Source organism: Allomuricauda sp. M10, from assembly GCF_020782875.1.
Classification (GTDB): Bacteria; Bacteroidota; Bacteroidia; order Flavobacteriales; family Flavobacteriaceae; genus Flagellimonas.
Genome location: NZ_JAJGBN010000005.1, coordinates 50,503 through 67,611 on the forward strand (window position 1 = coordinate 50,503; position 17,109 = coordinate 67,611).

Consider the following 17,109-nt stretch of genomic DNA (forward strand, 5'->3'; position numbering starts at 1 on the left):
TTGCTCTGTTCCTTGGATAGCCTTTTTTTATTAACAATTGAATTACCTTTGCAGCCAAGCAGGCCACCTTATCGCTGCAATTTTGGCAACAAGATTGAAGAGGAAAGTCCGGACACCGTAGTGCGGCATAGCGGGTAACGCCCGTCCGTCGAAAGGCGAGGACAAGTGCAACAGAAAGCAAGTACAGTTCGGCTGTAGTGAAATCAGGTAAACTCTATGCGGTGAAACGCCATGTAAACCAGTGTTCCGATAGCTATCGGAAGAGGGTTGCACGCCCGAGCTGGAGGGTAGGCGGTTGGAGCCTTTGGGTAACCTCTGGCCTAGATAAATGGTAAGGGTATACAGAATCCGGCTTACGGCCTGCTTTTTTTATTCGTCATCTTTTTGAAAGAAACTAAAAATGCTTCCCCCATATTTTCTTTGTTCAGAAAAACTGGGGTGATTGGACAGATCTGTTTGGTCCGAATGTTCAATAACCAATAACCCTTCTTCCTCAAGCAATCTACCTTCTATAACAAGATCAGCAATTTTCAGGAATTGGTCCTGATCAAAACTGTAGGGCGGGTCGGCGAAGATGATATCGAATTTTTCAGGTGTTTTCTCTAAGTATTTGAATACATCGGCCTTAACAGTACTAATGGAAAAGTCGAGCTCGGAGGCTGTTTTGGCAATATAGTAGGTGCATCCTGGGAAACTATCCACAGCTGTAATATCCTCCACACCTCTTGAGGCAAATTCAAAACTGATGTTCCCTGTTCCAGAAAATAGGTCCAATACTTTTAATCCATCAAAATAAAAACGATTGTTCAAGATATTGAAGAGCCCTTCCTTGGCCATATCGGTGGTTGGCCGAACGGGCAAATTTTTGGGGGCAGTCAATCTTTTGCCCTTGTATTTTCCAGAGATAATCCGCATTTAAAGGGAACTTAAAATGGAAAAATCAATGCTTTCATTTTCCAATTCTTCCAAAGGAAAAGCTGGATTGTTTGGAACAAAGACCGATACATTTTTTATGTATTGGTAACAAAGGGCAAAAATGGGATCACCCTCTTCAACGGCTCCAAAAAGTTTGAGCTGAACTTTTTCAAGATCCATTTGCAATTGCTCCAAACTGAACAACAAAAAGTATAGAAAGTCCTCTTTGGTCTTGTATTCAAACTGGTTGTAAAAGAGCAATTTTTTATCAGAGACGACCATCATTTCCATTTCTTTACCGGATACCTGAACATAACAAGTGGGCTCGGAAGTGGTTCGGTTCTGCGACATTAATGTGGAAATAAGCACTGTGCCACTATGTTTGAATTCAAACTCACCAAAAAGGTCAAAAATATAATTGTTGATATTGGTATACGGAATATACACATTCACCATATCCTGATTTGGTAGTTCATCAAAGGCCACCAAATCGTTGGCCATGATCTTCGCATTGAATTTCAGGTAATTGGGAAGCTCTTCCTTGTTGAACAAAGGTCTGGGGACCAAACCGAACATATTGTTCTTGTGGATGACCGCCACTTCAGAAAAATTATTTCCGATATCCCCATGCTGGTTCAATTTGGACTTAAGCTCCTTCAGCATTAAGTAAGGAGTGGAGGGGGTGTTGAAGGTTACCTTCTCAAAGGCCAAAATTTTATTGGTAATAGTATCCAGAACACAAAAAGAAAGTCCATTCAAGCTAACCTGAATGGACAATTTTCTATAAGTGTTATGTTCTTTTGGCTGCGCTATATCAGTTATTTTTTCTGTCATAGATTGGAGGCCAGTTTCCGTTGGTGCTCACATCGGTCAAGGAACCAACTTTAATTTCATCGCCATTTACTTCCTCTACACTCTGGTGGGCTTTTTCTCTATCTACCAAATCTTTTGGTTGATCGTAAAGCACTACTTCTTTTTTCACTTTGGCTTCGAAGACAGGAGCTTTATAACCACTCTTGTCCACAACATCTGCCTTAAGTTCAAATTTCTCACCATTTTGCGCATAAGGCACATCCATCATGCTTTTGTAACGATCGCTACCTTTAAATAGGGAATCTTTGATTTTCACCATTCCCAAGGTGTCGATGATTACGGTATCTTGCTGAAGCTCAATTCCGTAAGCTTTATCAAACTTCATAAAGGAAGAGTCTCTTTGGGTAGTAATGGTATAACTTCCTGTGTCGATAAACTTGATCAAGCTCTCAAATGAACCTGCGTATTTGCCATTAACGGTTTTGTAAGCTTCCTCAGCGTCACGAATATCCTTTAATTTTGCAATTACATGGGAAAATCGCTCTTTTCTTACTTTATTGAATTCGATAGGGGCATTGATGGATTGATAAATTTTATAACCTAGAAAAATGCTCAAAAGTCCGAATGCGATGACCAAAAATGGCTTTACTTTTTGAGGTAAAAACCTGTCAATCACAAATACAAGCCCAAAGGTTACAAGGCATATTAATACAACAATAAGAATTAAGTTTAACATATCTGATACTGTCTTTCAAAGTTAATTTAGTGGTTACTGACAAATCTACAATTTTTTTTTAATCACGAAACTTTTTGCTTTAAAAAACCATGCTATCTTTAGATGCCCATGAACGATTTTACCACAGCAGGATTCTTGAAAATACTGAGGGACAAGTTTCCCCATACACCTACGGATAAGCAAGGTTTGGCCTTGGAAAAATTGGCCGCTTTTGTCCTTGATGGTAAAAAGGAGGAAGTGTTCCTGTTGAAGGGTTTTGCGGGTACGGGTAAGACCACTTTGGTGGCAACTTTGGTGAGTAGCTTGTGGAAGGTGAAAATGAGTTCAGTACTCATGGCACCAACAGGTCGTGCCGCAAAAGTCATGTCGGTTTATTCCGGTAACAAAGCTTTCACCATTCACAAAAAGATCTATTTCCCTAAAAAACAGTCTGGCGGAAATATCCAATTCGTGTTGGCTCCCAACAAGCATCGCAACACCATTTTTATTGTGGATGAAGCTTCCATGATACCCGATACCCCTGCTGACTCCAAACTTTTTGAAAACGGTTCATTGTTGGATGATCTTATGTTCTATGTCCATTCCGGACATAACTGTAAATTGGTGTTGATTGGAGATACCGCCCAGTTGCCTCCCGTTAAACTGGAACTTAGCCCGGCTTTGGACGAGGGTCGTTTGTCTCTTAATTATGACAAACAGGTTTCATTTTTGGAACTGGATGAAGTGATGCGGCAAACCGAAGATTCCGGTATTCTATATAATGCTACCAACTTACGGGAGCAACTGCAATCCGAGTTTTATGAAGGCTTCCAATTTGAATTGGACCATTTTAGGGATATTGTTCGTTTGATCGATGGTGCAGAAATCCAAGAGGCCATCGATTCGTCCTATAGTGAAAATGGAAAGGAGGAGACTGCCATCATTGTGCGTTCCAATAAAAGGGCCAATCTCTATAATCAGAATATCAGAGAGCGAATTCTTTTTCTGGACAACCAGATTTCAGTGGGTGATTATATGATGGTGGTGAAGAACAATTATTTTTGGTTGAAGGCCACTTCCGAAGCGGGATTTATCGCCAATGGCGATATCATCGAGATTTTGGAACTCTTCGCCATCAAGGAACTATACGGTTTCACTTTTGCAGAAGTAAAGGTTAAAATGGTGGATTATCCTTCCCAAAAACCTTTCGAGACCGTTCTACTACTCGATACCATCAATGCGGAATCACCTTCGCTTTCCTATGAAGACGGCAACCGATTGTACCAAGAAGTGGTAAAGGATTACGCCCACGAAAAATCGAATTACCGAAAATTTATGGGGGTCAAGAACAACAAATACTTCAACGCCTTGCAGGTGAAATTCTCCTATGCCATAACGTGTCATAAATCGCAGGGAGGGCAATGGGATACCGTTTTTGTGGAACAACCTTATTTACCCAATGGGGTGGACAAAGAATATTTAAGATGGCTCTACACAGCAGTTACAAGGGCTAAGAAACAACTGTACCTTATCGGATTTAAAGATGATTTTTTTCTTGATTAGGAATGCCCTAAATTAGACCTACCATGAACATAGAACCAAGTACCATAACTAGTATTTTTCTCGGAATAGGGCTGGCAGCTTCGGCTGGGTTCAGGGTATTTTTGCCGTTGTTCGCCCTGAGTTTGGCATCCCATTTTGGTGTTTGGGAATTGAATGACAATTGGCATTGGCTGGGTAGTTTGGCTGCGGTGATCACTTTTGGTGTGGCCACAATAGCCGAAATATTCGCATATTTTATCCCTTGGGTAGACAATGCTTTGGATGCTTTGGCTTTGCCCTTGGCAGGAATCGCGGGGACTGCCGTTATGGTCTCCACCATAACCGATTTGGATCCTGTGGTAACCTGGTCCTTGGCTATCATAGCAGGTGGAGGAACGGCAACTGCCATAAAAGGGGCCAATGCCGCTGGAAGGCTGACATCGACAGCAACCACGGGAGGACTTGCCAATCCGATAGTTTCGACAGTGGAAACCGGTGCCGCTGTTACGGTGAGTACGGCTTCCATTTTGGTGCCGCCCATTGCCGCTATTTTGGTCATCATCATTTTACTGTTCATTTTTACGATCTATAGAAAGCTTCGGCCTAAAAAATAAAATCCAACCAATCCTAAATACAAGTGAAGATAATTTCAATGATACCCGCCCGATACCAAGCATCTCGGTTTCCAGCCAAGTTGATGCAAGACCTTGCGGGTAAACCGGTCATTGTGAGAACCTATGAGGCAGCCGTGAACACCCAACTTTTTGATGAAGTGTATGTGGTAACGGACAGCCCGATCATTGCCGAGGTCATTCAAGGGATCAATGGCAAAGTGATCATGAGTAAGAACCAGCACGAAAGTGGCAGTGACCGTATTGCCGAGGCCGTGGAGGATATGGAAGTGGACATAGTGATCAATGTACAGGGTGATGAGCCCTTTATAGATGCTGTAAGTCTAGAGAAGATCATCGATGTGTTCAAGAAGGATTCTGAAAAGGAAATAGATCTGGCATCTCTGATGACCCCCATTACCGATTGGGATGAAATATCTAACCCCAATACGGTGAAGGTAATTGTGGACAACCAAAACTTTGCCTTGTATTTTTCTAGGTCGCCCATTCCTTATCCAAGGGACAAGGAGGTACAGGCAACCTATTATAAGCACAAAGGAATTTATGCCTTTAGAAAGCGTGCTTTAATGGACTTTAAAAAACTGCCCATGCTTACTTTGGAGGCCAAGGAAAAGATAGAGGCCATCCGATTTTTGGAGTACGGCAAAAAAATAAAAATGGTGGAGACCCATGTGACCGGAATTGAAATTGATACCCCGGAAGATTTGGAACGAGCAAGAACGGTATGGAAGTAGACTTTTCGAACATAAAAGTTATAGGTTTTGATGCGGACGATACCCTTTGGGTGAACGAAACCTATTTTCGGGATACCGAAGAACGTTTTGCCGAGCTTTTGGAAGATTATGAAACCAAAAACAAGGTGGATCAGGAACTATTTAAAATGGAAATGGCCAATCTTGACATTTATGGTTATGGCATAAAGGGATTTATGCTTTCCATGATCGAATCGGCATTGGATCTTTCGAACAATCAAATTTCACAAACTACCATTGCCCAGATTTTGGACTTGGGAAAAAAGATGATAGCCCATCCAGTGGAGTTGTTGGATGGCGTTGAGGAAGTACTCTCCAAACTGGTGGATAAGTACCGGTTGATCGTACTCACTAAAGGTGATCTTTTAGATCAGGAGCGCAAGTTGGAGAAATCAGGATTGTCCAAATATTTTCATCATGTAGAAGTGTTGAGCGATAAAAAGGAAACCAACTATAGCAACCTTTTGGAGCATCTGAACATTGATGTAAAGGAATTTTTGATGATAGGAAACTCCCTTAAATCGGATGTATTGCCTATCTTGAATATAGGGGCCAAGGCCGTACATGTGCCTTTTCATACCACATGGGCCCATGAAATGGTTTCTGAAGAAGATGAATTGGTGAACAACCATTTAAAATTGAACAGCCTAAAGGACATTTTGAAGTATTTGGATAATTAATGAAGACAGAGGACAATTTGAACAAAGCGAGCATAACCCCAAGCATAAAGACCCAGTACCGTAATTTTCCCATGGTGCCAAGGGTTATTTTCGGTTCCGGATGTTTTTCTCAATTGGGCGACGTTCTGTTGCCCATGCGCAAAAGCTCTGAGGCTCCTTTTATTTTCTTGGTGGATGACTTTTTTGAAAATGAAGCATTTGTCTCTAGGGTGCCATTAATGTTTAACGATGAGATCATCTTCATTTCGGCGGATGAAGAACCCAAAACAGCCCAAGTGGATGCCTTGGTAAACCGGATTAGAGAAAATTATTCAGAGCTTCCTTCGGGAATAATCGGAATAGGTGGAGGTACTTTACTTGATTTGGCCAAGGCGGTGGCCATCCTTCTCAATAATAAAGGATTGGCCGAAGAATATCAGGGTTGGGATTTGGTGAACAAACCGGCCTTGTACCACGTGGGCATTCCAACAATAAGCGGAACAGGAGCCGAAGTTTCCCGAACTACAGTATTGTTGGGTCCCGAGAAAAAATTGGGTATCAATTCGGATTACACAACTTATGACCAAGTCCTTTTAGATCCCGATTTTACCAAAACAGTACCCAAAGAGCAGTGGTTCTATACAGGGATGGACTGCTTTATCCATTGCGTGGAATCCCTGACAGGAACTTATTTGAACGCCTTTAGCCAAAGCTATGGCGAAAAGGCCATGGAACTTTGTGAGGAGGTTTTTTTGGAAGATATTCCTGCTGAGGAATCGAGGGATAAATTGATGATGGCTTCTTGGCACGGGGGAATGAGTATCGCCTATTCCCAAGTTGGGATTGCACATGCCATGAGTTATGGACTTTCCTATCTGTTGGGTGTAAAACACGGAATAGGGAACTGTTTGGTCTTTCAACATTTGGAAGAATTTTATCCAGAAGGGGTGGCCCTTTTCAAAAAAATGCTCAAAAAGCACAACATCCAATTGCCAACAGGCATCTGTGCAGGACTTACCCAGAATGATTTTGATGTTATGATCAATGTGTCCTTTGGGTTGGAAGCGCTATGGGAAAATGCATTGGGCAGTGATTGGAAGAGAATCATGACCCCAGAGCGACTTCAGGCCATGTTCCAAAAAATTTAATCCGATAATTATCGGTTTTCAATCAAAATTCCAAACGAATGCACCAGTTGGCCAAGTTCATATATTTTAAGGTTTTGGGATGGAAATTGGTCGGTACTTTTCCCAATGTGGATAAATGCGTGGTCATTGTCATGCCCCATACCCACTGGGTCGATTTTTTCTTAGGTCTTTTGGTGCGGAAGGTGGTCAACCAGGAAATCAACTATATAGGTAAGAAAAGCTTGTTTAAACCGCCATTTGGATGGTTTTTTAGATGGACAGGTGGAGCGCCTGTGGATCGTTCCAAAAACTCCAATACCGTTGATAGCGTTGTCCAAATTTTCAACCGGAGAAAAGTCTTCCGATTTGCCTTGGCACCTGAAGGCACCCGAAAAAAAGTACAGGAACTACGAACAGGGTTTTATCATATCGCCAAAAAAGCCCAAGTACCCATAGTGATGGTTGCCTTCGATTTTGGTAAAAAAGAAGTCAAAATAGGGGAACCCTTTTTCCCTTCAGACTATCAGGAAAATGATTTTGAAAAGATCCATGAATTCTACAAAGGTGTTAAAGGAAAGATACCGGAATATAGTTTCTAAATCCTACTCTTGCATGGAATGATACACGTTCTGCACGTCATCATCCTCTTCAATTTTTTCCAAAAGTTTCTCCACATCCGCCATCTCTTCTTCCGTAAGTTCTTTGGTCACTTGGGGAATGCGTTCAAACCCTGATGAAATGATCTCAATTTCCCTGGATTCCAACTCTTTTTGTAAAGAGCCAAAGTTTTCAAAAGGGGCGTAAATATGGATGCCGTCCTCATCAACAAAAACTTCCTCAGCACCGAAATCGATCAATTCCAATTCTAGCTCCTCTGGATCCAAACCTTCTCCCTTTACTGTAAAGTTACAGGTGTGGTCGAACATGAATTCCACTGATCCCGAAGTGCCCAAACTGCCATTACATTTGTTGAAATAGCTTCGGATGTTGGCCACGGTTCGGGTATTGTTGTCCGTTGCGGTCTCGATCAAAATAGCGATTCCATGGGGAGCATACCCTTCAAAAAGGACTTCTTTATAGTCTCCTTGGTTTTTATCGGATGCACGTTTAATGGCCCTTTCGATATTCTCCTTGGGCATGTTCACCGCTTTGGCATTTTGGATCACGGCACGTAACTTGGAGTTGGCGTCGGGATCGGGTCCACCTTCTTTAACGGCGATTACGATATCCTTTCCGATACGGGTAAAGGCTTTGGACATGGCCGCCCAACGCTTCATTTTCCGTGCTTTCCTAAATTCAAATGCTCTTCCCATGTAAAATTGATATTATGGATGGCAAATTTAGCAAAAAAAGAACCCTTGTCAAGCTAAATCATCATACTGGAATATGATGGTCTATCACCTCCTGGCAACTGACCAATAGATTTTTCGGAAGCTTATTGTCCTTGGGCAATGCAGCGAGATAACGATCTTCATTTGTGGTATAGACCCTTTTGAAAACGGGATGGTAATTTCCCATACGTTGGATTACTTCCTTGATGAATTCCTCATGTTGGATAAGGTCACTGCTGCCCAAATGATAAATGCCGGTTTTATCCCGGTTGATGAGGTAATGGATCTGTTGGGTCAATTTGTCATCATTGGTCACATTAATGATCAGGTTGGGAAAAACCTCAATAGGTTCCTTGTTTTCCAAACTGGTCTTGATTTCCCTGATCCGTGGTGATGCATTCCCAAAAACCATGGGAATTCTTAAAATCCCAGTCTTATCTGCAGGCATTCGCATCATCATGTTCTCGATTTTGATCTTTAGGCGACCATAGACACTTTCAGACAAGGTTTTGTCATTCTCATATGATGGAAATTTACTGTAGGCGTCAAAAACGTTGGCCGAAGAAATAAAATACAGCTTTGCCTTGGAGCGCATCAAATATTCCATAATATGTTGATGTGCCTGTATTTGTGCCGAAAAATCTCCCCGGAGGGATGAAATGATGATGTCAGGATGTACTTTTTCCAAAATCTGGAAAACATCATCCTCCTGAAGATCATACCTGAAAAACTGTTGGTTGGAAGAAAAGGAACGATTGGTAAAATAAGTTCCGTATGTGTCGAAATAGGAGCAGAGTTCTTTGTAGATGGCATTGCCCACAAATCCACTCGCACCCAATATCAATATCTTCTTTTTGTTCAAACGCTATTAGCTATTTTTATAAAAGGGCAATTTTACCAAGGTTGCAGGTACTTTGTTGATTCTGATCTTGATGAAAATGGTAGTGCCCAAATCGGCATGTTCAGCAGGCACATAACCCATTCCGATCCCCTGGGATAGGGAAGGGGACATGGTTCCCGAGGTTACTACTCCGATTTCATTTCCGTCTTTGTCCAAAATGGGGTATCCGTGTCTTGGGATTCCCCTCTCCTCCATTTGAAAGGCCACCAATTTTCTTTTGGGACCTGATTCTTTTTCTTTGGCCAAGGCTTCGCTGTTCACAAAATCTTTGGTGAATTTGGTGATCCAGCCCAAACCGGCTTCCAAAGGTGAGGTAGTATCGTCAATATCATTACCGTAAAGGCAATAACCCATTTCCAAGCGTAGTGTATCCCTGGCCGCCAACCCGATGGGTTTAATGCCAAACGATGCCCCTGCTTCCATTACCTTGTCCCAAACTTGTTGCACTTCGGAATTCTTGCAATAGATTTCAAATCCGCCAGACCCGGTATAACCCGTGGCCGAAATGATAACATAATCGATACCTGCAAAATCACCCACCACAAAATTGTAGAAGTTGATAGCGGACAAATCCACAGAGGTTAAGGATTGCATGGCTTCCACAGCTTTTGGACCTTGGATGGCCAATAGGGAATAATCATCGGAAAGATTCCTCATATCGGCTCCGATGCCTTCGTTGTATTTGGAAATATGCTTCCAATCTTTTTCAATATTGGAAGCATTCACCACCAACAGATAGGTTTCTTCTTTAATTCGATAAACAATAAGATCATCCACTATACCTCCAGTTTCATTTGGCAAACAACTGTATTGCGCTTTTCCGATGGTCAGTTTGGATGCATCGTTGGTGGTCACTTTTTGAATAAGCTTCAAGGCCTTGGGTCCCTCGATCAAAAACTCGCCCATGTGCGACACATCGAACACCCCTACACCCTTGCGCACGGTTTCGTGTTCAGCATTCACGCCCTCATAGGAAACAGGCATATTATAACCTGCAAAAGGAACCATTTTGGCACCAAGAGCCTTATGGGTTTCAAAAAGTGCTGTATTTTTCATTTCTTAGATTTTTAAGCATGGCAAATTTAGATAATTAATTAAGGAATCTAGCCTTCAATGTTCTTATGATTTCCATAAAAATAGGAAGCCATTTTTAACAAGGGCTTCGCCGTAAAATTTGTATTTTGATCCAAATATCGTTTTTGATGAAAAATGTCCTATTTAGCACACTTTTGGTGCTATCCATCATGTCCATGGGTTTTGCCCAAGGTACTCCAACCGATTATCTATCTGCCGATTTTCATAAACAAAGAAGGGATGAGGTCCGAAAACTATTGCCTCCCAATACGGCTGTGGTCTTGTTCGCCAATGCGGAAAGAAACCGGGCCAATGATGTGGATTTTGTGTATCACCAAGACCCCAACTTTTATTACTTGACAGGGTATAAAGAACCGAACGCAGTGCTGGTATTGTTTTCGGAAACTCAAACGGACGCTTCGGGCAAAAAGTTTGATGAGATCATTTATGTACAGGAAAGAAATGCCAGGGCGGAGCAATGGACCGGAAAGCGATTGGGCGTTGAAGGGGTAAAGGAAAAATTGGGTTTTGACATGGTCTACAATGGGAAGGAATTTGAACATTTCCCTGTTGATTTTGCTTCTTTTGATGTGGTTTCCTTTGTGGATTTTCAAAATGATTACCGCGACCAGTCTGGAAATGCAGACCTTTTTGACCTGATCAAAACTTTTAAGAAAAAAGCTAATTATCCTTCAGATTACAATCCCATCAAAAATGATCTATACCGCATGATTTCGGCAGATGACGGTTCCAAAACAGATGAGTTGGTGGAAACCGTTGAGAAGTACATGAACCGTTATCCTAATCTACAGGAAGATGAATTTCTCAATGATTTTGTGAATGCGGCCAACGAGGACATGAGAAAGGAAATCAAGAACAAAGTACTGGTCATCCAACAGTCATCTAATCTCGATTCCAAGGTGTTGCCAATGGCCATGGCAAAATTGAGGGAAACCAAAACCCCTGAAGAGATTAAGCTTTTAAAGAAAGCTGTGGAAATTTCCGCCGTTGGCCAAATGGAAGTGATGAAGGCCATGCACCCCAATATGTCGGAATCAGAAATACAAGGCGTTCACGAATATGTCTATAAAAAATATGGTGCCGAATATGAAGGGTATCCTTCTATAGTTGGTGGTGGTAATAATGGCTGTATCCTTCACTACATCGAGAACAGCAAAACTACCGTTGGCAATGATTTGGTATTGATGGACCTCGGGGCAGAGTATCACGGTTATACTGCCGATGTGACCCGAACCATCCCAGCCAATGGAAAATTTACCCCAGAGCAAAAAGCCATTTATGACATCGTATATAATGCCCAGGAAGCAGGAATAAAAGCCAGTACCGTGGGAGCACCCTTTCAGTCGCCCGGCAAGGCAGCGTATCAGGTTGTTGCCGATGGTCTGTTGAAATTGGGCATCATTAAGGAAGAAAAGGAAACCCGCATTTATTTTCCGCACGGCACTTCCCATTATTTAGGATTGGATGTGCATGATGATGGTACTTACGGACCTTTCAAGCCCAATACCGTTATTACCGTGGAACCGGGTATCTATATCCCGGAAGGGAGTGACTGCGATAAAAAATGGTGGGGCATTGCAGTTCGTATCGAGGATGACGTGCTAATCACCAATGATGGTCCGGTTGTACTATCCGCCATGGCGCCAAGAACTACCGAGGCCATTGAGGCCATGATGAAACAACCTAGCCCGCTGGATAATTTCAAATTGCCCAAATTGGATTAAGCAGTCTTCAATAAAAAGGCTTTCAGGTCTTCGTATGATTTGATCAGATGTGATTTCTTTTCCCTGCCCATTACTTTTTGGATTTGGGGTGGAATTTCAGGACTCAATCCCAAGGTGTCTTCCACAACATCCAAAAACTTTACGGGATGGGCCGTTTCCAAGAAAATACCATAGGTATTGGGATGGGTTTTTTGATATTCCTTCAAACCAAGATAGCCCACAGCTCCATGGGGGTCCATCACATATCCGGATTCTGAATGCACATGCTTCATGGCTTTCCTTGTTTCTGCATCCGAAATGGAATAGGAAGAAAGGTTGGCGCGAAGGCTTTCCAAATTTCCTTGGTACAAATGCTGAATACGTACAAAGTTGCTCGGGTCGCCCACATCCATGGCGTTGGAAATGGTCGCTTTGGATGGAACTGGTTCGTAAATCCCATTTTCCATGAACTTGGGTACCACATCATTTACATTGGTGGCGGCCACAAAATGTTTTACGGGCATGCCCAATTTTTGTGCGACCATGCCTGCACAGATGTTTCCAAAATTACCCGATGGTACTGAAAAAACGATTTCCTTTCCTTTGGATTTAGCCTGTTTGTAGGCAAACAAAAAGTAGAACAATTGGGGTAACCATCTAGCTACATTGATGCTGTTTGCTGAGGTGAGCTTTTTGTGGTCCGTGATCTCCGTATCCAAAAAGGCTGTCTTCACCATGCGTTGGCAGTCGTCAAAAGTGCCGTCTACTTCCATGGCCTCAATGTTCTGGCCCAAAGTGGTCAATTGTTTTTCTTGGATATCACTGACCTTTCCGCTGGGGTAAAGGATAACCACTTTTACCCCATCCACACCCAAAAATCCATTTGCAACGGCTCCACCGGTATCTCCAGATGTGGCAACCAGAACGGTAACGTCTTGTTTTTCGCCTTGTGAAAAGAAACCCAAGCAATTGGCCATAAATCGAGCGCCTACATCTTTAAAAGCCATGGTTGGTCCGTGAAAAAGTTCCAAAGTGGCCACATTTTCTTCAACAGGGACGACTGGAAAATCAAAATCCAAGGTATTGGCGATGATTTCTTTCAAAACAGAATCGGGAATATCCGCGTTCACAAATTGATGTATGGCCTTAAAAGCGATCTCATGATTGGATAACTGTTCTATAATTTGAAAAAAATCCTTTGACAATGGAGTAATGCTCTCAGGGAAATACAACCCTTTGTCAGGAGCGATTCCTGCAATTACGGCCTCCTTGAAAGAAGCTTGCAAATCGGGATTGTTCAGACTGTAAAATTTCATGGGACTAGGCAATTTTTTTAACCCCTTGGGTATTGATTTTGGAAATATGGATGTCAAAAGGAATCCCAAATTTCGAATAGGTTTCTTTCATGGATTCGGCTACCGATTTAGCAGTTTCCAAACCTTTACTTAAGGCAAAAATGGAAGGTCCGGAACCTGAAATTCCGCATCCCAATGCACCGGAAGCCAATGCGTTGGCCTTGATTTCGTCAAATCCGGGAATCAATATGGAACGAATGGGCTCCACGATATGGTCTTGTAATGATCGTCCGATCAGGTCGTAATCCTTTTGGAAAAGTCCAGCGATAAGTCCGCCCACATTGCCCCATTGTTTGATGCCTTTTTCCAAGGATATGGTGGTCTTCAAAATTTTTCTGGAATCGGATGTCTTAACCTCGATTTGTGGATGAATCACCGTGGCCACCAATTCCGAAGGTGTTGGAATAGGAATGATGTCCAATGGATCATAACTTCTCACCAAAGTGAAACCCCCGTAAATGGCAGGGGCCACGTTATCGGCATGGGCTACGTCACTGGCTAATTTTTCTCCCTGCATTGCAAATTTCACCAATTGCAAAGGGGAGAAGGGTCTACCCAGCAATTCGTTCATGGCCCAAACGGCACCAGCAGAACTTGCCGCACTGCTACCGATACCACTTCCGGGTTTAATACGTTTATCGATTTCGATTTCAAAACCGCCATCATAATCACTTTCCTTTAAAAGAGCCAAACCGGCCACTCCGGACACATTTTTCTCGGTTTCCAAAGGAAGATCCTGACCTAAAATCTTTACGATTCGGATGCCTTTTTCAGCGGTCTTTCTAACGATCATTTCATCCCCAACGGAATCCAAGGCAAGTCCGAGCACGTCGAACCCACAGGAGACGTTGGCAATGGTGGCGGGGCAGAATACTTTGATTTCTTCCATGGTCAAAAGTTTCCGATTCGGATAATATCGGCAAAGATACCTGATGCGGTCACATCAGCACCGGCTCCTGCTCCTTTTATGATCAATGGCTGGTTAGGATAGCGTTCAGTAAAGAACAGCACAATGTTGTCACTACCTTCCAGATTGTAAAAATCGTGACCTTTTGGAATTTTTTGCAATCCTACCTTGGCCTTGCCGTCTTCAAATTGCGCCACATATTTCAATTTACTGTCCACATCGGCAGCATCTTTGTACAGCTTCTGAAAATCACTTTCATATTTTTTCAGGGATTCAAAAAAGGCATCGTTCGAATTGGTTTCCAAGCTTTCCTTTGGCAAAAATGATACGTTTTCAATGTCGTCGATGTTCAATTGGTGTCCGCTTTCACGGGCCAAGATCAGTATCTTCCGCATTACATCCACGCCACTTAAGTCGATGGTCGGGTCCGGTTCGGTGTACCCTTGTTCCTGAGCCTGTTTTACCACATCGTGAAAAGTGACACTTTCGTTAAAAGTGTTGAACACAAAATTTAGACTTCCGGACAATACGGCCTGGATTTTCCTGATCTTATCTCCCGATGCAATAAGGTGTTTCAAGGTGTCGATGATGGGCAGACCGGCTCCCACGTTGGTTTCAAAAAGGAACGGGGCATTGTACTGCTTCGCCAATTGTTTCAATTCCTTGTAAAAATCATAATCAGAAGAACAGGCAATTTTATTGCAGGTCACCACGGAAATGCTGTTTCGCAAGTAATCCGCATACGTTTTGGCAACTTCGGCACTGGCGGTATTGTCCACAAAAACACTGTTTCTATAGTTGAGGGACTTTACCTGATCAAAAAATGCATTTCTGTCCGCAGGTTGACCTTCGGCCAAAACACTTTCCCAATCTTTTAGGGCAATCCCGTTCTCGTCAAAAGCCATGGTCCTGGAATTGCTGATGCCAACAACCCTTACATTGAGTTTCAACTCCTCCTTCAGGAATTTTTTCTGCTGACGGATTTGATCTAAAAACTTAGCTCCTACATTACCAACTCCCATTACGAAGAGGTTCAATTGCTTGATGTTTTCTTCGAAGAAGGTTTCATGTAAGGAATTGAGGGCCTTTTTAACGTCGTCTTTTTTGATAACGGCGGAAATGTTCCGTTCCGAAGCGCCTTGGGCAATGGCCCTGATGTTCACGTTGTTTTTACCCAAAGTGCTGAACATTTTACCACTCAACCCTTGGTGGCTCTTCATGTTATCACCCACAAGAGCTATGATGGTGAGGTCTTTTTCTACCAAAACCGGCTTGATCTTTCTGCTCGAAATCTCGTAGGCAAAAGTTTCGTTTACCGCTTCTGCAGCAGGATCGGCGTCGTCATCTGCTATTCCCACACAAATGGAATGTTCCGATGAGGCTTGAGTGATGAGCACAATGCTGATATTTTTTAGAGAAAGGGTTTCAAAAAAGCGTTTTGAGATTCCTGGAATACCGACCATACCAGGTCCTTCCAAAGAAAGCAAACTGATGTTCCCCACATGACTGATACCTCGCACCGTTTTACCATTGCCATTGTGACTTTTGGTAATCAGGGTACCTGGATTTTCAGGATCGAACGTATTTTTGATGGCAATCGGGATCTCTTTGCTCAACACCGGTTGAATGGTTGGTGGATATAAAACCTTTGCGCCAAAGTGTGATAGTTCCATGGCCTCTTCGTAGCTGATGTGGGAAACACATATGGCCTGTTTCACCAATCGTGGGTTGGCGGTATACATTCCACTAACGTCGGTCCAAATTTCCAATATTTCGGCTTGTTGGGCTGCAGCAATAATGGCGGCGGTATAATCCGATCCACCTCTACCCAAGGTTGTAGAATTACCCATCCTACTGGAGGAAACAAAACCTGGTAACACGGTAATCTGATGATCGATTGAGGAAAAATAGGCCTGACATTTGGCATTGGTCTTTTCAAAATCAACGTTTGCCTTGCCGTATTGCTCATCAGTGATGATCAGTTCCCTACTATCCTTGAACTGGGCATCCAAACCTTGTGATTTAAAGAACTCACTAATGATGAACGAGGAAAGCAATTCCCCATAGCTGACAATTTTGTCGGATAGTTTTGGGGTCAATTCCCCGATCAGGTAACTACCTTCCAAAAGGGTTTCCAAAACATTCAGGTCGCTCTTTACCTGGCTCAATACACCACTTTGGGATTGAACCGGAAGCAATTCCTTGATGGCGGCTAAATGCCTTGCTTCGATCTCCTCCAATCCTTTTTTATAGGACTGATCTTGTTTGGAAGCCAATTGTGAAGTTTGCAAAAGTAGGTCAGTTACCCCACCGAATGCAGATACCACAACGGCCACTTTTGGGTCATTGAGATTGGCAACAATGGACTTGACCTTGTTTATGTTTTCTGGATTGGCAACAGAAGTGCCGCCAAATTTTAAGACTTTCATGATGAAATATTATTGAAAATAAAATTGTAAAAGGAACAAAAAAACGGACGGATGATATATAGCAGACTTACCCCAAAGGGGTTGTGGTGGTAATAGTGAAGATAGATGAAGAAGAATTCATCCAGCTTAGTTCGATATCCGTTTGTTTTACTTGCATTATTCAATAAAGAGGTGATAAAAGTAGTACATTTGAATACTTCATCAAACGAATGATGAGATTTTTTGCGAAATCT

At 42.6% G+C, this 17,109-nt stretch carries 16 protein-coding genes and 1 other RNA gene; 8 read left to right on the top strand and 9 right to left on the bottom strand.

Annotated elements, in window-relative coordinates; translation table 11 throughout:
- Nucleotides 1-55 precede the first annotated feature (55 nt).
- Nucleotides 56-371, top strand: an RNA gene (gene rnpB, locus LKX84_RS13260) — RNase P RNA component class A.
- Here the strand turns inward: rnpB and LKX84_RS13265 are convergent.
- Genes LKX84_RS13265 through LKX84_RS13275 form a run of 3 tightly spaced genes read right to left on the bottom strand, consistent with a single transcriptional unit; the run spans nucleotide 370 to nucleotide 2,464 of the window.
- Nucleotides 370-915 carry an RsmD family RNA methyltransferase gene (locus LKX84_RS13265; RefSeq protein ID WP_228237650.1) on the bottom strand — a complete coding sequence of 182 codons (546 nt, stop codon included), beginning with the start codon at nucleotides 913-915 and terminating at the stop codon, nucleotides 370-372. The genes rnpB and LKX84_RS13265 overlap by 2 nt on opposite strands.
- A complete protein-coding gene (locus LKX84_RS13270; RefSeq protein WP_228237651.1) occupies nucleotides 916-1,749 on the bottom strand; it encodes a DUF3822 family protein in 834 nt (277 codons plus the stop codon).
- The gene (locus LKX84_RS13275) at nucleotides 1,730-2,464 is read right to left on the bottom strand and encodes a hypothetical protein (protein WP_228237652.1); all 735 of its coding nucleotides are present in this window, start codon (nucleotides 2,462-2,464) and stop codon (nucleotides 1,730-1,732) included. Before LKX84_RS13275 ends, LKX84_RS13270 begins: the two co-directional genes overlap by 20 nt.
- Nucleotides 2,465-2,572: 108 nt before the next feature.
- On the opposite strand from LKX84_RS13275, the gene LKX84_RS13280 reads away from it, so the two are divergent.
- From LKX84_RS13280 to LKX84_RS13305, 6 genes are read left to right on the top strand one after another with little or no spacing between them, the layout of a single operon-like run.
- Nucleotides 2,573-4,006 carry an ATP-dependent RecD-like DNA helicase gene (locus tag LKX84_RS13280; protein ID WP_228237653.1) on the top strand — a complete coding sequence of 478 codons (1,434 nt, stop codon included), beginning with the start codon at nucleotides 2,573-2,575 and terminating at the stop codon, nucleotides 4,004-4,006.
- A 23-nt stretch (nucleotides 4,007-4,029) separates the two neighbouring features.
- Nucleotides 4,030-4,599 carry a DUF4126 domain-containing protein gene (locus LKX84_RS13285; RefSeq protein WP_262909145.1) on the top strand — a complete coding sequence of 190 codons (570 nt, stop codon included), beginning with the start codon at nucleotides 4,030-4,032 and terminating at the stop codon, nucleotides 4,597-4,599.
- A 38-nt stretch (nucleotides 4,600-4,637) separates the two neighbouring features.
- On the top strand, nucleotides 4,638-5,351 hold the full coding sequence (gene kdsB, locus LKX84_RS13290) for a 3-deoxy-manno-octulosonate cytidylyltransferase (protein ID WP_228237862.1): 714 nt from the start codon (nucleotides 4,638-4,640) through the stop codon (nucleotides 5,349-5,351).
- The gene (locus tag LKX84_RS13295; RefSeq protein WP_228237654.1) at nucleotides 5,342-6,049 is read left to right on the top strand and encodes an HAD family hydrolase; all 708 of its coding nucleotides are present in this window, start codon (nucleotides 5,342-5,344) and stop codon (nucleotides 6,047-6,049) included. Before kdsB ends, LKX84_RS13295 begins: the two co-directional genes overlap by 10 nt.
- On the top strand, nucleotides 6,049-7,176 hold the full coding sequence (locus tag LKX84_RS13300; RefSeq protein WP_228237655.1) for an iron-containing alcohol dehydrogenase family protein: 1,128 nt from the start codon (nucleotides 6,049-6,051) through the stop codon (nucleotides 7,174-7,176). The genes LKX84_RS13295 and LKX84_RS13300 overlap by 1 nt, the downstream gene beginning before the upstream one ends.
- Before the next feature lie 38 nt (nucleotides 7,177-7,214).
- Nucleotides 7,215-7,754 carry a 1-acyl-sn-glycerol-3-phosphate acyltransferase gene (locus LKX84_RS13305; protein WP_228237656.1) on the top strand — a complete coding sequence of 180 codons (540 nt, stop codon included), beginning with the start codon at nucleotides 7,215-7,217 and terminating at the stop codon, nucleotides 7,752-7,754.
- A gap of 3 nt (nucleotides 7,755-7,757) precedes the next feature.
- On the opposite strand, the gene LKX84_RS13310 is transcribed toward LKX84_RS13305, so the two are convergent.
- From LKX84_RS13310 to gcvT, 3 genes are all read right to left on the bottom strand, one after another.
- A complete protein-coding gene (locus LKX84_RS13310; protein WP_228237657.1) occupies nucleotides 7,758-8,468 on the bottom strand; it encodes a YebC/PmpR family DNA-binding transcriptional regulator in 711 nt (236 codons plus the stop codon).
- Between the two features lie 61 nt (nucleotides 8,469-8,529).
- The gene (locus LKX84_RS13315) at nucleotides 8,530-9,348 is read right to left on the bottom strand and encodes a sugar nucleotide-binding protein (RefSeq protein WP_228237658.1); all 819 of its coding nucleotides are present in this window, start codon (nucleotides 9,346-9,348) and stop codon (nucleotides 8,530-8,532) included.
- A 6-nt stretch (nucleotides 9,349-9,354) separates the two neighbouring features.
- Entirely contained in the window at nucleotides 9,355-10,443 is a 1,089-nt protein-coding gene (gcvT, locus tag LKX84_RS13320; RefSeq protein WP_228237659.1) for a glycine cleavage system aminomethyltransferase GcvT, read from the bottom strand.
- A 146-nt stretch (nucleotides 10,444-10,589) separates the two neighbouring features.
- Here gcvT and LKX84_RS13325 point away from each other — a divergent pair, with 146 nt between their 5' ends.
- Entirely contained in the window at nucleotides 10,590-12,206 is a 1,617-nt protein-coding gene (locus LKX84_RS13325; protein ID WP_228237660.1) for an aminopeptidase P family protein, read from the top strand.
- Here the strand turns inward: LKX84_RS13325 and thrC are convergent.
- Genes thrC through thrA form a run of 3 tightly spaced genes read right to left on the bottom strand, consistent with a single transcriptional unit; the run spans nucleotide 12,203 to nucleotide 16,876 of the window.
- The gene (thrC, locus tag LKX84_RS13330) at nucleotides 12,203-13,501 is read right to left on the bottom strand and encodes a threonine synthase (protein WP_228237661.1); all 1,299 of its coding nucleotides are present in this window, start codon (nucleotides 13,499-13,501) and stop codon (nucleotides 12,203-12,205) included. The genes LKX84_RS13325 and thrC overlap by 4 nt on opposite strands.
- A 4-nt stretch (nucleotides 13,502-13,505) precedes the next feature.
- Nucleotides 13,506-14,429, bottom strand: coding sequence for a homoserine kinase (locus LKX84_RS13335; RefSeq protein WP_228237662.1), 924 nt, complete (start codon nucleotides 14,427-14,429; stop codon nucleotides 13,506-13,508).
- A gap of 2 nt (nucleotides 14,430-14,431) precedes the next feature.
- Nucleotides 14,432-16,876, bottom strand: a complete 2,445-nt coding sequence (thrA, locus tag LKX84_RS13340) for a bifunctional aspartate kinase/homoserine dehydrogenase I (protein WP_228237663.1) — start codon at nucleotides 16,874-16,876, stop codon at nucleotides 14,432-14,434.
- Nucleotides 16,877-17,109 lie beyond the last annotated feature (233 nt).

Excerpts from the sequence above, each read along its gene's own strand:
- LKX84_RS13265 (WP_228237650.1), bottom strand. The coding sequence starts at position 915 with ATGCGGATTATCTCTGGAAAATACAAGGGCAAAAGATTGACTGCCCCC.
- LKX84_RS13335 (WP_228237662.1), bottom strand. The coding sequence starts at position 14,429 with ATGGAAGAAATCAAAGTATTCTGCCCCGCCACCATTGCCAACGTCTCC.
- gcvT (WP_228237659.1), bottom strand. The coding sequence starts at position 10,443 with ATGAAAAATACAGCACTTTTTGAAACCCATAAGGCTCTTGGTGCCAAA.
- thrA (WP_228237663.1), bottom strand. The coding sequence starts at position 16,876 with ATGAAAGTCTTAAAATTTGGCGGCACTTCTGTTGCCAATCCAGAAAAC.
- LKX84_RS13270 (WP_228237651.1), bottom strand. The coding sequence starts at position 1,749 with ATGACAGAAAAAATAACTGATATAGCGCAGCCAAAAGAACATAACACT.
- LKX84_RS13305 (WP_228237656.1), top strand. The coding sequence starts at position 7,215 with ATGCACCAGTTGGCCAAGTTCATATATTTTAAGGTTTTGGGATGGAAA.
- LKX84_RS13295 (WP_228237654.1), top strand. The coding sequence starts at position 5,342 with ATGGAAGTAGACTTTTCGAACATAAAAGTTATAGGTTTTGATGCGGAC.
- LKX84_RS13285 (WP_262909145.1), top strand. The coding sequence starts at position 4,030 with ATGAACATAGAACCAAGTACCATAACTAGTATTTTTCTCGGAATAGGG.
- LKX84_RS13325 (WP_228237660.1), top strand. The coding sequence starts at position 10,590 with ATGAAAAATGTCCTATTTAGCACACTTTTGGTGCTATCCATCATGTCC.
- LKX84_RS13310 (WP_228237657.1), bottom strand. The coding sequence starts at position 8,468 with ATGGGAAGAGCATTTGAATTTAGGAAAGCACGGAAAATGAAGCGTTGG.
- thrC (WP_228237661.1), bottom strand. The coding sequence starts at position 13,501 with ATGAAATTTTACAGTCTGAACAATCCCGATTTGCAAGCTTCTTTCAAG.
- LKX84_RS13275 (WP_228237652.1), bottom strand. The coding sequence starts at position 2,464 with ATGTTAAACTTAATTCTTATTGTTGTATTAATATGCCTTGTAACCTTT.
- LKX84_RS13280 (WP_228237653.1), top strand. The coding sequence starts at position 2,573 with ATGAACGATTTTACCACAGCAGGATTCTTGAAAATACTGAGGGACAAG.
- LKX84_RS13300 (WP_228237655.1), top strand. The coding sequence starts at position 6,049 with ATGAAGACAGAGGACAATTTGAACAAAGCGAGCATAACCCCAAGCATA.
- kdsB (WP_228237862.1), top strand. The coding sequence starts at position 4,638 with ATGATACCCGCCCGATACCAAGCATCTCGGTTTCCAGCCAAGTTGATG.